Here is a 13354-nt window from a genome sequence, read left to right on the forward strand (position 1 = left end):
AACTAAACCCTTTTTTACAGATTCTTGCCCACTTTTACATTGGGCAGGGCTTATTTCTCACTCCCTGTGCCTTCTTAAGCCTTAACACCGAAAGCAACTCTATAGATAGATTTCTACCGACTAGACTGCTGTAAGGGTAGATTCTATTAAACATAGAATCTAAAGGGGCTTTAGTGAGATTTGCGATATTCCAAAATCATCGCATACGCCTCATCTTTAAGACGCAATTTTTGCTTTTTTAGTACCTCAAGCTCCATATCACTCATAAGCTCCTCGCCATTTTCAATCTTTTGAATCCTATCATCAAGCTCATTATGCTCATCAAAAATCTTAGCAAAATGTGCGTTGTTGGTCTTAAGTGCAGTTACCTCATCTCTATATTCGTGAAACATACTTAACTCCTTGTATGAAATAAAACCTTATTGTAAGATATTTTCGGTAATAACACCACGCTTTTACAAGAAATTTTAGGCGACTTTTGTAACCCCAAATCTCAATAAATCACTAGCTTCTATAATCAGCATTAATCTCCACATATCTATGTCCCAAGTCGCAACCATACGCTACAAAGCTCCCTTCCCCCATACCTAAATCACAAGTGATTTTAAAACTTTCTTGTTTCATCACTTCCGCCGCTTTTGCTTCCATTGCTTCATCAAAACAAATCTCACCCCTATCAAAAACAACAACATCATCAAAAGCAATTTTCAATCGCTCCTGTGCTGAATCTACCCCACTAGCCCCAATCGTAGAGGCTATCCTGCCCCAATTTGGATCGCCCCCAAAAATAGCGGTTTTGACTAAAAGTGAGTTTGATAACGCCTTTGCAGCTTTCATCGCTTGAGCTTCATTCATCGCATTACACACTTCAAACGCCACTACATGTGTCGCTCCCTCGCCATCACGGACAATATCAAGGGCAAGTTTATGCATTACTATTTGCAACGCTTCCTTAAACGCATCTTTGTCATACACGCCACTATATCCATTTGCAAACAAAAATACAGAATCATTTGTGCTTGTATCGCCATCTACGCTAATGGCATTAAAACTTGTCTTAAGACATTCCCGCAATGCTTCTTTGGCGTGAGATTCTACAATCTTAGCATCAGTTGTGATAAAGCAGAGCATTGTCGCAAGGGAGGGCTGTATCATACCCGCCCCCTTTGCCATAGCCCCGATGTGAAACTCCCCTGAATCTAGTTTAACTTTTAAGGCTATTTCTTTACTAAAAGCATCAGTTGTGCGTATGGCATTAGCCGCTCTTGTGTGGGCGTCCTTGTCATTTTCAAAAGGCTTAAAAAGCTTAAAACTTGCCTTAATTTTCTCCTTTGGCAGATACTGTCCTATCACTCCTGTGCTTGACATAATGGGATTTTCAATAAAAGGAAATTCCTGCTTTAAAGTTTCTAGAATCTCAACCACATCTTGCACCCCCCTTTGCCCCGTCATCGCATTGGCATTTTTGGTATTAATTAACACAAAATTGCTCTTTTTGCCCTGCACATATTGCTTAAAATGCGTAATGGGCGCAGCAGGAAAGCGATTATTAGTAAAGCTCACAATGGGTTGCAGTGGCTCTTTGCTATATAAAAAAGCAATATCTAATAAATCCTTTCCATTCTTATCCTTGCCCTTTAGTCCTGCACTCACGCCATCAGCATAGAATCCTTGTGGTGCATTCACACCACCATCAATAGGAAAAATCTCAAACATAATCCACCTCCCTTGGCTTTTGCTTTCTCATAATAAGTCGCTTTGTGGCACGGATATTTTCACTTGAGCCAATCACAAGCAGTTTGCACTCGCTTGAGACAATCGTATTGCCATTTGGCATACTGATATATGTGCCATCTTTTTGCGTTAGCCCTACAACTGATACATTTGTAACATCTCTAAAATGTGCTTCCTTAAGCTTTTTTAGCACAAGCCAAGAATAACGCGGCACAATAATCTCTTCTAAATCAAGGGGCGTATCACGGCGATATAAAAACTGCTCTAAAAGATTCTCCATATCCGGTCGCACTGCCATAGCCGAGATTCTCTGTGCCATAAGTTTAGAAGCTGAAATCACAGAATCACAGCCTAGTTTCTTAAGCTTCTTGCTCTCTTCTTGAGAATTAGCACTCGCGATAATATAATAGGGCTTTCTGCCTAGCTCCTCTTCAAAAAGTCTCGCACTCACCACCATTGTGATATTGTCCGCAGCATTCTTAGAAAAGCTCACTATCCCCTTGGCACTTGAAAGGTGGGATTTAAGCATAGCAATATGTGTATGTGGGTCATCAATGATGTAGTAAGGGTATTTATGCTTCTGTGCTTGAGCTTCAAAATCTTTAGAATTATCCACCACAACAAATGGAATATGGGCTTCCAAAAATTGCTGTGCGAGTTCTATGGTAAATTCATTGTGATAGCAAATCACATAGTGATTTTGCAAACGAGCGATTTTATACACCATTTTTTGCTCCTTGATTAAGCGGATAAGTGTGCCATTATTCACAACACTCATAATAAATGCCACGCTAAAGGTTACTACTCCCGCTCCACACACCATTAAAATAGCGGTAAAAAGAATAGTAATCGTGCCAAAATCTTTTTCCCCAAGTGAGCCAAAGCCGGTATTTGTAAAAGTATAAGAAGTTTGAAAAAATGCCTGCATTAAATCATAATCTTCTAAAATCAAATACCCTAAAGTGCCAAAAAGGAGAAAAAACTGAACGAGAATAAGCGGAAGTCTAAAAGGTTTGAGCTGCTCATACAGCTCACCTGCTAAAGAAATGTCTGGTTTTGGGTTGTTGCCCCAATGAAGAAATTTTTTAAGCTTTGCAAACAAGATAATTAAAGCTTAGAATCTTAAGAGTGTTTTTTGAGTGTCCGCAAAGTAGAAGCGGCAACCTTAACTCTAATGCTGCTGCCATCTTCAAGCTTCAAGCGAATGCTACGAAGATTAGGAAGGGAGCGTTTTTTTGTTTTGTTATTTGCGTGGCTTACATTGTTGCCAACCATTGGACCTTTGCCTGTGAAGAAACATTTTCTTGCCATAATAAAACCTTTTTGATGAAATAAGCTTGGGATTGTAGTCAAAATTACCCCAAAACTACCTTAAATTATTCAATAAGCACACTCATACCCACGCGTAAGCCTTCAATAGGGCTAACAGGATAGGCTTCAACTTCAAAGGTACGGACATCATAGCCCTTAGTTGCACTTGTCGCCCTCCAAGTCGCAAAATCGCCCATCACAGAGACAAACTCCACCTTAAACTCTGCCTCTTTTTCAAGGGCAGGAATATAAGCCTTAAAAGCTGTGCCTTTTGGAAAGTCTTTGAGCCGATACTCCGGCAGATGAAAAACAATCCACGCATCATTCATATCAATCATAAGCACAACGGGAAATCCGCTCGGTGCTAGCTCCCCCTGATGAAGCAAAACATTGCTTACCTCGCCATCAGCTGGAGCAATGGCTTGAGTGTCCTTAGCATAGCTCTCCACCTCGCTTACTTGCCCTGCTGCAGCATCTTCCTTGGCTTGGGCAGCGATTTTTGTCTCGTGCGTTGTGCCATCAAGGGCGATTTTATATTGCTGATAGGCTACATTCTCATTATGCTTAGCAGTTGTGTAGTTTGCATAGGCTTCATCGCGTCTTTGCTCACTGACAACGCCATCTTTATACAAAGATTCTAAACGATCATAGGTGCTTTTGGCAAGATTTGCCATCGTTTTTGCCCCTTGCCACACATCTTTAGCTGATTGAATCGTCTCCACTCTCGCACCCTGCTTTGTTTCTGTGCTTAGGGCTTTGGCAGCTTGGTAACCAGCTTTTGCTTGTTCAAGCTTGGCTTCAAGCTCTGGAGAGTTGATCCCATATACCAAATCACCCTTTTTTAACATATCGCCTTTTTTGACAAAGATATTTTCAACTCGCCCTGCCACTTTTGAGCTTATGGCATATTCTCGCGCTTGGACTTGTGCGTAAATCTTATTTTCCTTTGGCTGATAGGCACGCACAAAACTCACAATCAACCATAGCAAGAATCCTGCCACAATGACACCAAGCACGATAAGCTTTGCATTCATTTTGATAAATCTCATAGCACCCCCTTAGTTAAAAAATCCATAGAATCTATCCACCTCATCACTTAGACTTAAGAGTCTAGCAAGGGCGATAGCATAGTTATACGCCACACTTTGACGCTCAATAATAGCTAGAGCTAAAGCATTTTGAGCATCGCTCACATCAGCACTTGTACTCATTCCTTGCAAAAACGCCTTTTGACGCAATTTTAGATTCTCATTTGCAAGTTCAATAGATGACTGCAAACTGAAATATTGCGATTTGAAAGACAGCACTTCATTATAGGTTTTCTCACATAAAGTTTTTAAATCTTTTGTGGCTTGAGATTTAGCAAGTTCAGCCTCAATGGAAGCGATCTTACTTGCTTGATACTTTTGGATTCTCCCTCCGGGCGTGATAAGCGACCACTTTGCGCCAACCCCTGCAAACCAATTTGGCATAGCCTTATCAAGCACCGAACTATTATCATTCATCATATAGCTACCAAATAGCCCAACTTCAGGCAAAAATGTAGAAAACTCAATGTGAGAGAGCTCTTTGGCGGATTTAATCTTATTATCCATAAGGCTTAGGGCAGGATAAACTTCAAGCGTTTTGTTAATAAAATACTCAACACTCTCCAGCCTCGTATCTTGCTTAATATCAATCTGTTTTACAAGCTCCAATCTCTCTTTAGATTCACGATTAAGCATAGCATTGAGTGCCATATTTGCGATAATGAGATTATCACTTGCTTTTTTGACATCAATGCTTGATTTATCATAATTCACTTGAGCTTGGAGTGTTTCTAGTCGTGCGACTTGCCCTTTACTTTGTAGCTTTTGTGCGTTTTGATAATGTGTCAAATGCCCACTATTAGCAGATTCTAGAGTGTTTAGAATCTGATTGTTTAACACCACACCATAATACAATTTCACGCAATCTTCAAACAAACTTAGCTCTTTGAGTTTAAGGGCAAGATAGGAATCTTCAAGGGCGATTTGAGAGAGTTTATTAGCAAAATACCGCTTACCGCCCGTAAAAATGGGATATATGATATTAACAGTCCCAAAGATGACATTTTGATCTTGCAAGGTTACAGGCTGTCCTAAATGCTGTAATAGCGGAGCTAGAGCAGAATTCCCACCGATATTCCCACTAAGATTGCCAAGCTGGGATTGATTGACTAGGTGCATATTCATCGGATCTTGCAAACGCACATAATAAGCCCCAAGCGAGACTTGTGGGAGATAGAGCATTTTACTTGCGAGGTTGAGTTTTTCTTGCTTCTGCACGGCGTGTTGCGTGGATTTTAACCCATCATTGCTTTCTAAAACCTGCTTGTAAGCTGATTGCAATTCCAAATATTCCGCTTTTCCACTACTCGCTACGATACAAACAAGCAAGAATATCCATTGTTTCATTTATAAACCCTTTTTATAAGCCTTTAACACAAACTTGTTTGTGCTAGAATCAGGCGAGTATTCTAACGAAAATTAAATAACCACGAGATTCTAAATATAAAGCAGACACGATGACAAACAAGCAAAGACAAAAGATTCAAAAGCTCCTTGATACACAATACAGCTTAAGAAACACAGATGATGAGTTAAACCAAACTAGCCCCGATCCACTCCTTATAGCTAGAATCTACAAAGAAGATTCCCATTTTGCCGAAATAGCCTTGATATGTGCGTTATTATCTTATGGTAACGCAAAGATGATTGTAAAATTACTCCAAAGCCTTGATTTTGGGCTTTTAACGCGTGGAATTGATAGAATACAAAAGGCTAACTTTCCGCATTATAGATTCCAAACAAGCAAGGACATACAGGGGCTTTTTATGCTCGTTAAGATTTTACTTGAATCTAGCGGATTACTGCAATGCTTTATGCAAGGCTATGAATCCTACCCACACACAAAGAGTGAAAGTCAATGGAGCAAAAGCAATAATCCCAATCACGCTAAGATTCTAAGCGGAATCTATCACTGCATAGACACACTTTATCTTTTAGCCAAAACGCATAAAATCCCCATCACTCAAGGGCTAAGATTCTTGCTTGGCAGTTCCCATAGTACCTATTTAGCACAACATCACACCATTCCGCATAATGCCTCATGTCTCAAGCGGTGGAATATGCTCTTGCGTTGGCTTATACGCAAAGACAGGCTAGATGTCGGCACTTGGGCTTCACATCTGCAGTCTTCAAATCTCATTTTACCCCTTGATACGCATACTTTTAGAATCTGTGGGAAGTTAAGCATCTTGCAACGCAAAAGCTATGATTTATCCGCCGCACTTGAAGCGACTGATACTTTGGCACTTTTTAATCCTAAAGATCCCATAGCTTACGATTTTGCACTCTATCGCTTGGGGCAGAATGGAATCTTATAGGCTATTTATCTAAAATTCTATCGCTAAACTCCTTGCAAAGTGGTTGGGAGAGATTGCACGAAATAATGGGATTAAGGCTTAAATCACTTGGCTGAATGGAAAAGTAGAGAATTTGTGAATCTATGGTGGCTTTTAATGCGTTAGATTCTAAGCTAAAGCGGCAGGTTGGCGTAGAATCTAATGTAGCTGTTTGTAAAATCTGCCTTGCAATCTCAGGCTGAAAGGAATCTGATTGTATAAAGGCTTGAGTGTAATATTTACTCAAAGCATTTTGCGTAAAAGCAAGTTTAGCTTTAAGCCTTAGCACACATTGCTTATGGTGTAAATGCCCCATATATTTTATACCCACACCTGCGAGTATGCCTACAATAACAATCACGCAAAGCACTTCAAAGGCACTAAAAGCACTCCGCTTAGAATATCGCATTTGATGTGCTAAGGGGGATTTCTTTGCGTGTGGGGTGGCGTTTTAGGAGTTTTTCACAAAGTGGAGAATCTAGCTTTGGCTGGATAGAGAGAATAAGTTTGCCATTTTCCTGCATAATGCTTACGCAGTCATTTTCCATATCAACACTGCCATTTTTGGCAAGTTTTATGCTATTGCCTTGGGCTACCCAACGCGATGTGCTAAGCCCGGCTAATTCTAGAATCTTAGCTCCATCAATGCTATTTGGGGTAATATTTTGGCTAAAAACCTCTCTTTGCAGGGCATTAAGTGTGCTGATGATGTCATTTTCAACAGCAATAAGCTGGGCGTCCGATCTTGTAAGAGATAAGCGAGGCAGGGCAATGGCGGCTAAGATTCCAAGAATGATGATAACAAAGACAAGCTCCATCATACTAAAGGCTTTTCGCATTGCAAAGATTCTATGTGAATGGCGAGTTTGCGGCGTTTTCATTTTGTCTTAAAATTTTCAAGCACAAAAGGTGGGATAACAAAATCAATCACCCCACTTCCTTCAAAATCTTTTGCAAGACTTTTTGCACTCTGCTCTAAAACAAGACGGATAAGCACACCCTTTGGCACAAAGGCATTAAAAGGTGGGGCGATATAAGTAGCAAAACTCTTTAAATCCGGTTGATGCCCGATGATAAGCACATTTTGAGCCTCCATAAAAGTTTTGTTTTGTGTGAGCTTCATATAGCCTTCAAGCCCACAATCAGGTGCAATATATTCACTTATCATAATGCAATTTTTAGGCAGAAACTTTTTCAAAGGCTTTAAAGTCTGCAATGTCCGCATAGCAGGGGAGCAAACAACAAGATCAAAGCTTAAATGCTCTAGGGCAAACTTTGCGATATGCTTACTTTGAATCTTGCCAAGTTTGCTAAGTGGGCGAAACAAATCGCTTTTATCTTTTTTGTTTGTTAGGCGATATTCTTCCCTGCTTATCGTATCTGCGTGTCGTAAAAGCGTGATAGTTTTCATCTATGCCTCCAATAAACTCTCGCACATTTTTAGCACAAACTCCGCACTTCGTTTAGCCGAACTCTCTAAAAACTCATCAAAACTCACATCGGCACTGCCATCGGCACTATCGCTAATGGAGCGTAAGACACAAAATGGCACTTGTAATAAATCACACACCACCGCCACAGAAGCCCCCTCCATTTCCACTGCGTCAGCCTTAAAATTTGAAATAATCCACTGCTTTTTCTCACTATCGGCAATAAACGCATCGCCTGATGCGATAATGCCCTGCTGTAAGTCAATGCCTTGTGCTTTGGCTACTTGCTTGGCTAGGGCATTAAGATTCTTATCTGCCTCTATATAGACTTTACTTTCGGGTATAAAGCCTAGCGGATGTCCAAAGGCGGTAATATCCACATCGTGCTGACATAACTTCTCTGCAAGGAGCAAATCGCCCACTTTCAAATCCGCATTTAGCCCTCCAGCAACACCGCTAAAGATAATTTTCTCACATTGAAAATGCAAAATCATTGTGCTAACGGTAAGGGCGGCATGCACCTTGCCTATTTTGCTATACGCGATAAAAATTTTATGCACCCCTTTTGTGATTTCATAATAAGTATTGCCGCCCACCTGTATTTTCTTATGCTCTCCAAATTTTTCAAGTAAAGGCGTGATTTCTTCCACCATTGCTCCTATGATTCCAAGTCTCATTTGCCAATCTCCTTATGCTTTAATTGAATCTAGACATTCTTTTAATGTCGCAAGATTGCTTATATTCCAAGTTGGGCGGGAACTTAGACGCTTATTTAGCCCACGCAACACATTGCCATTACCAAACTCAATAAACACATCAATGTGATCATTTAGCTTTGCAATACTTTGCTTATAATACACAGGCTGTGTAAGTTGCTTCCCTAAAAGCTCTTTTGCTTGGGCTTTTGTGTTATATGTTTCGAGTGTGGCATTTGAAAGGATAGGTGTGCTTAAATTTTCTTTCAAGCTCTTATCCAAAATCTCCATAAATGGCACAACCGCAGATTCTAATAAAGGACAATGACTTGCCACAGACATCGGCAAAAGCAAAGCTCTTTTTGCCCCAAGAGCTTTGATGTCCGCTTCACTTGCAGCTAAGTCATCTTTACTTCCCGCTAGGACAATCTGCCCTTCGCCATTATAGTTCGCACACCAAATGCTTTTACCCTTATTTCGCGCTTCAGCACAAAAAGATTCTAATTTAGAATCTTCCACGCCCACAACGACCATCATACCGACATTTTTACCCTCACACGCCCTTGCCATAAGCTCACCTCTTTTTTGTGTGAGCTTAATACCTTGCGTGAAACTCATACCCTCACTTAGCACCACTGCACTCACTTCGCCCAAAGAATGTCCCAACGCCACGCTTGGCATAATGGGATATTCACTTTGTAAAATATTATGTGCCACTGCACTCACAAGAAAAATGGCAGGTTGCGTGTATTGCGTGAGATTAAGCTTATCATTTTCTTCAAATAAAAGCGATTTCATATCTAAGCTTAACGCATCGGAAGCTTGCTCAAAAAGCTCTTTTGCGATAGCAAAATTATCATAGAGTTCCTTACCCATACCCACACTTTGTGAGCCTTGACCGGGAAAAATAAAAGCATAATTCATCAAAATCCTTTGTGTAAATTGAGGGCTGATTGTAGCATTACTTTGCTTTATTTGTCTTTTGTGGCTCAAAAAGGAGATGAAAATATCAAAAATTTTACATTTTTTATAAGGATTCTAGAATCTGCAATGAAGTTAGGCTGTGTTAAGGGTAGTTTTATGAAATTTTTCTTAGAATGTCGTTCTTTTTTGACAAGGATAGGTGGGTGAGTTGGCTGAAACCACATCCCTGCTAAGGATGCATAGCCGCAAGGTTATCGAGGGTTCGAATCCCTCCCTGTCCGCCACTTGGCAGAATCTGCATTATCTCTTTTTAGCCTAGATTTTCTTACAGCTTTAAAACTCTTCTAAAATGATAAATTTATATCTCAAGCTCTCTAAATCGTGCTTTAATCGCTTATTTTCATCAAGCAACATATCGTGCTGGGTTTGTAAAAGGGCAATGTCCTTACTCAAATAATAAATGCTATTAGAAAGGTAAATCTTTGGCACACATACTACAAGCACCGCACACAAAATAAGCCCTGCTATTTTTAGCTCCCTTTTACCTAGCCCACTGCCCCGCGTCAAATCCGCAGAATCTGTGGATTCAAAAGATTCAAATAGCATATCCTTTTCTTCCTCGCTCACACGCATTTTTACAGAATCTGGCAGGATAATATCATTAAGATTTATGGGCTTGTCTCTATTATAGTCATTCATATCTTTGCTCCTAGTTGAAAAATTCTTAGTTTCGCACTGCGGGAGCGTTTATTTTGAATAATTTCAGTTTCACTTGGCAAAATGGGCTTTTTAGTGAGAATGCTCCCTAAAGCATTATTATTCCCACACTCACATTTTAAGGCATTTTCTCCGCATTTACAGCTTTTTGCCCATTGCTTAAAAGTTTGTTTGATGATTCTATCTTCAAGTGAGTGAAAAGAGATAATAGCCACTTTGCAATCATACAACACACCATTTATAAAGGCAGATTCTATACTTTGAAGTAAAGTTTGTAGCTGTTCTAGCTCACCATTAACCTCAATGCGCAATGCTTGAAATGCCAAAGTCGCAGGGTGAATCCCACCAATGCGTGGAAAATGCCTTTCAATCAACTCACTTAACTCCAAAGCACTCTCAAATGGCTTTTTCTCACGGGTAGAAACAATAAGCTCTGTGAGTTTCTTGCTTTGCCGTATCTCGCCATAGATTCTAAAAATCTCTTCCAAACGCATTGCGGAATAGGTGTTTATAACCTTAGCAGCATTAAGATTCTGCGTAGAATCCATACGCATATCAAGGTTATTTGAAGTAAAGCTAAAGCCCCTGTGCTTATCATCAAGTTGCATAGAGCTTACCCCAATATCAGCCAAAATCCCTCTCACCCGTGCTAATTGCTCATTGCCAAGTGAATCTAGAGCGTTAGCAAAGGCACAATGCTGAATATGCAAGCGTGAAGCATAAGGGGCTAGACGCTGCTTTGCTAAAGACAGAGCACTTTCATCTCTATCAAAAGCATAGATATGTATGTTTGGGTTTTGCTCTAATAAACTAAGTGTATGTCCCCCATAACCCAAAGTGCAGTCAATAACCGCCCCACTCTCTAGATTCAGTGCTTCTAGCACTTCATTTTTTAAAACAGAAAAATGCTTCATATAGATTCTAGATTCTAAGGCTTAAAGGAATCAAAGCGGAGATTATTATCAAGAATGATTTGATGTTCTTTGTAAGCGGAGTTTTTAAGGCTTATCATCATCACAAAATAGATTTGTTTGCTTTTTTCATCAAATTCCATTTTTAATGGCAACTCAACTTTTGCAAAATAAGGTATCGTATTTGTCCAAACAATAAACTCTTCAATACTTTGAACAGAATACGCATAACCCTTAACCTGATAGCGTGTATCAAAAATATCAAGCTCTTTTGTATTGCTGATAGCCTTAACTTCAAGGGCATTAAAATGTCCTTGCAAAAGCTCTTGGAGCTTAAGCTCATCACCCTTATTATGAATGGCTGATAGGATATTGTAATTTTGCACCACAAGGGTTTTGAGCTGGGATTCTATAGCTTGATAGTCTTTGTTAATTTGATTAAAAGCAATTTTTGATTTTTTGGCCTCAAGGGCTTGTTTTTTATATTCTTCAATTTGTGGCAAAAGAAACTTAGCAATACCAAACACGCACACAGACACAAAAATCAAAAACCACACAAAGTTTTTTATTGCATAATCTGTGTTAAAGTCATTATTCATTACTCATATCCTTATCTTCCACATTGAGTGGTTTTAGGGCAGGGTGAGTTTTGCTCACTGATACAAAGTTAAACCACCCGCTTGTAAGAGGATAAAACTCTACCCTTGTTTGTGTGAAAACAGCTCTTAATGGGGCTTCAAGCAGGAATTTATACACTTCTTTTGATGGTGTTAAACCACGCATTGTTAGGGTATTGTAATTTAGCTCAAGGCTTCTTATTGTGATTTGATCAGGGATAAGCTTTAAAAGGTTTGACACACCATCTTTTAACGCCTGATTCTGTGCTTGAATCTCCGCCCCAAGCTTAATCTCATAGTCTAATCGCTCTATATAATCCTTTACAACAATTGCCTTTAACTTTACACTTTGAATATCTTGCTTAATACTTGCTTGCTCATTGATTTTGGCGACACTCTGCTTTTCAAGCACTTTTGCAAAAGCCAAAATACATATAAATGCCAATACACTATAAAAAATCCAAATTTTCGTATAGCGTTTAAGAATGCTCTTTGGTTTTGGCTGGATAAAACTATATGCCATTTTCTACCCTTGAGTGCCGCTAAGCTCGGCTTGTGCTAGGGCGATTAAGGCTTCTGGGATATTTAACGCCCTAACCTCAATATCAAGCATCAACGCATTACGCAAATGCTCAACAGCTTGTTCTGTAATGCCATAGGTATCTAAAATCACAATAGATTCTATAAATTGTGTGCTTGCATAAATGGGATTGCTATAAAACTCATTAATGGAGTTTTTTAGAATCTCAGCCGCATTTGAAGCACGAGCCAAGTCTCTTAAGCCCTCTAAGCGAGAGATTTCCATCTCTTGTTGCTCTTGCGTATCCACTTCTTGTGGAGCAAACTCTTTTCTAATAAGCTCCGCGTCCAAGTCCTCTAGCTCACCAATTTCATTCAGCTCATCAAGAGAGCCAAGGATAGAATCTAGACTGCTTATTTCCTGTAAAGAATGCACCTCAACCGCAGAGAGACTTTCATCTTCGCTTTGTTCTAGCTCCCCACCCATCATAAAAAAGCCACCAAAATATACACCCTTTTTATCCGCAACAAAAAGTGTAATACTCGCTCTCTCTTGTAAGACATAAAGTTTGAGTTTTGAACTTAGCCTTGTCTTAATATGCTCATACACAAGCACAAAAGGAGAAAAAAGATAATCTAGCCCTAACGCACGGATATACTTCACGCGATTTTCATCAACCGCAAGCTGTTGGATATAAAAAAGCCATTGATTTGGCATTTCAACAATCCGTGAAGTTTTTGCATTTACGCCAAATTTGATTAAATCACCCTTTTTTGCACAATTTGCCAAGCCTTGATTGTAAGTCTTACTCATCGCACTAAGATAGGTAAAAGGATACCTACGCTTATAGCTTTTAATCAGCTTTGCCACCTCCATAGGTAGCTCTTTATCTACGATTTTATAATCCTTGCTTATGGTGCTTTTTATGCGTTTATTTTTCATCACAACAATCTTGAGTGAGCAGACTTTTGCGTCTAGATTCACGCCAATAAGCACGGTAGAAAAGAATGGTTTCAGTAGAAAATTTAACAACTTAGCAATCTCCGCAACATTTTAAACTCCACATTTTCA

At 39.6% G+C, this 13354-nt stretch carries 17 protein-coding genes and 1 tRNA gene; 2 read left to right on the forward strand and 16 right to left on the reverse strand.

What is annotated here, in order from left to right; all coding sequences use genetic code 11:
* Positions 1–170: 170 nt before the first annotated feature.
* From HCCG_RS02360 to HCCG_RS02385, 6 genes are all read right to left on the reverse strand, one after another.
* Positions 171–392 carry a YdcH family protein gene (locus HCCG_RS02360; protein WP_002955800.1) on the reverse strand — a complete coding sequence of 74 codons (222 nt, stop codon included), beginning with the start codon at positions 390–392 and terminating at the stop codon, positions 171–173.
* 112 nt (positions 393–504) lie between these two features.
* The gene (argJ, locus tag HCCG_RS02365) at positions 505–1716 is read right to left on the reverse strand and encodes a bifunctional glutamate N-acetyltransferase/amino-acid acetyltransferase ArgJ (RefSeq protein WP_002955801.1); all 1212 of its coding nucleotides are present in this window, start codon (positions 1714–1716) and stop codon (positions 505–507) included.
* Positions 1709–2836: a potassium channel family protein gene (locus tag HCCG_RS02370; protein WP_002955802.1), complete on the reverse strand. Its 1128-nt coding sequence runs from the start codon at positions 2834–2836 to the stop codon at positions 1709–1711. The genes argJ and HCCG_RS02370 overlap by 8 nt, the downstream gene beginning before the upstream one ends.
* A 20-nt stretch (positions 2837–2856) precedes the next feature.
* Positions 2857–3045 carry a 50S ribosomal protein L28 gene (rpmB, locus tag HCCG_RS02375; RefSeq protein ID WP_002955803.1) on the reverse strand — a complete coding sequence of 63 codons (189 nt, stop codon included), beginning with the start codon at positions 3043–3045 and terminating at the stop codon, positions 2857–2859.
* 65 nt (positions 3046–3110) lie between these two features.
* On the reverse strand, positions 3111–4094 hold the full coding sequence (locus HCCG_RS02380) for an HlyD family secretion protein (RefSeq protein ID WP_002955804.1): 984 nt from the start codon (positions 4092–4094) through the stop codon (positions 3111–3113).
* Positions 4095–4103: 9 nt separating this feature from the next.
* Complete coding sequence (locus tag HCCG_RS02385; RefSeq protein ID WP_002955805.1) at positions 4104–5480, reverse strand: TolC family protein; 1377 nt, start codon at positions 5478–5480, stop codon at positions 4104–4106.
* Between the two features lie 110 nt (positions 5481–5590).
* Between HCCG_RS02385 and HCCG_RS02390 the strand changes: the two genes are divergently transcribed.
* Entirely contained in the window at positions 5591–6451 is an 861-nt protein-coding gene (locus HCCG_RS02390; RefSeq protein ID WP_002955806.1) for a TIGR02757 family protein, read from the forward strand.
* A gap of 1 nt (position 6452) precedes the next feature.
* Here HCCG_RS02390 and HCCG_RS02395 read toward each other — a convergent pair whose 3' ends face one another.
* Genes HCCG_RS02395 through fabD form a run of 5 tightly spaced genes read right to left on the reverse strand, consistent with a single transcriptional unit; the run spans position 6453 to position 9518 of the window.
* Positions 6453–6878, reverse strand: a complete 426-nt coding sequence (locus HCCG_RS02395; RefSeq protein WP_002955808.1) for a type II secretion system protein — start codon at positions 6876–6878, stop codon at positions 6453–6455.
* Positions 6865–7350 carry a prepilin-type N-terminal cleavage/methylation domain-containing protein gene (locus HCCG_RS02400; protein WP_002955809.1) on the reverse strand — a complete coding sequence of 162 codons (486 nt, stop codon included), beginning with the start codon at positions 7348–7350 and terminating at the stop codon, positions 6865–6867. The genes HCCG_RS02395 and HCCG_RS02400 overlap by 14 nt, the downstream gene beginning before the upstream one ends.
* Positions 7347–7880, reverse strand: coding sequence for a SixA phosphatase family protein (locus HCCG_RS02405; RefSeq protein ID WP_002955810.1), 534 nt, complete (start codon positions 7878–7880; stop codon positions 7347–7349). Before HCCG_RS02405 ends, HCCG_RS02400 begins: the two co-directional genes overlap by 4 nt.
* On the reverse strand, positions 7881–8576 hold the full coding sequence (locus HCCG_RS02410; protein ID WP_002955812.1) for a 5'-methylthioadenosine/adenosylhomocysteine nucleosidase: 696 nt from the start codon (positions 8574–8576) through the stop codon (positions 7881–7883).
* Between the two features lie 12 nt (positions 8577–8588).
* Complete coding sequence (fabD, locus tag HCCG_RS02415) at positions 8589–9518, reverse strand: ACP S-malonyltransferase (protein WP_002955813.1); 930 nt, start codon at positions 9516–9518, stop codon at positions 8589–8591.
* 193 nt (positions 9519–9711) lie between these two features.
* Here fabD and HCCG_RS02420 point away from each other — a divergent pair.
* Positions 9712–9802, forward strand: a tRNA-Ser gene (locus HCCG_RS02420).
* A 49-nt stretch (positions 9803–9851) separates the two neighbouring features.
* Here the strand turns inward: HCCG_RS02420 and HCCG_RS02425 are convergent.
* Genes HCCG_RS02425 through HCCG_RS02445 form a run of 5 tightly spaced genes read right to left on the reverse strand, consistent with a single transcriptional unit; the run spans position 9852 to position 13315 of the window.
* Positions 9852–10217 carry a hypothetical protein gene (locus HCCG_RS02425; RefSeq protein ID WP_002955814.1) on the reverse strand — a complete coding sequence of 122 codons (366 nt, stop codon included), beginning with the start codon at positions 10215–10217 and terminating at the stop codon, positions 9852–9854.
* Entirely contained in the window at positions 10214–11149 is a 936-nt protein-coding gene (rsmH, locus tag HCCG_RS02430; protein ID WP_002955815.1) for a 16S rRNA (cytosine(1402)-N(4))-methyltransferase RsmH, read from the reverse strand. The genes HCCG_RS02425 and rsmH overlap by 4 nt, the downstream gene beginning before the upstream one ends.
* Positions 11150–11163: 14 nt before the next feature.
* Positions 11164–11745 carry a hypothetical protein gene (locus tag HCCG_RS02435; RefSeq protein ID WP_002955816.1) on the reverse strand — a complete coding sequence of 194 codons (582 nt, stop codon included), beginning with the start codon at positions 11743–11745 and terminating at the stop codon, positions 11164–11166.
* Entirely contained in the window at positions 11738–12286 is a 549-nt protein-coding gene (locus HCCG_RS02440; RefSeq protein ID WP_002955817.1) for a hypothetical protein, read from the reverse strand. The genes HCCG_RS02435 and HCCG_RS02440 overlap by 8 nt, the downstream gene beginning before the upstream one ends.
* A 3-nt stretch (positions 12287–12289) precedes the next feature.
* Positions 12290–13315 carry a hypothetical protein gene (locus HCCG_RS02445; protein WP_002955818.1) on the reverse strand — a complete coding sequence of 342 codons (1026 nt, stop codon included), beginning with the start codon at positions 13313–13315 and terminating at the stop codon, positions 12290–12292.
* Positions 13316–13354 lie beyond the last annotated feature (39 nt).

The sequence above is a fragment of the Helicobacter cinaedi CCUG 18818 = ATCC BAA-847 genome, assembly GCF_000155475.1.
In the GTDB taxonomy this organism is placed as follows: domain Bacteria; phylum Campylobacterota; class Campylobacteria; order Campylobacterales; family Helicobacteraceae; genus Helicobacter_C; species Helicobacter_C cinaedi.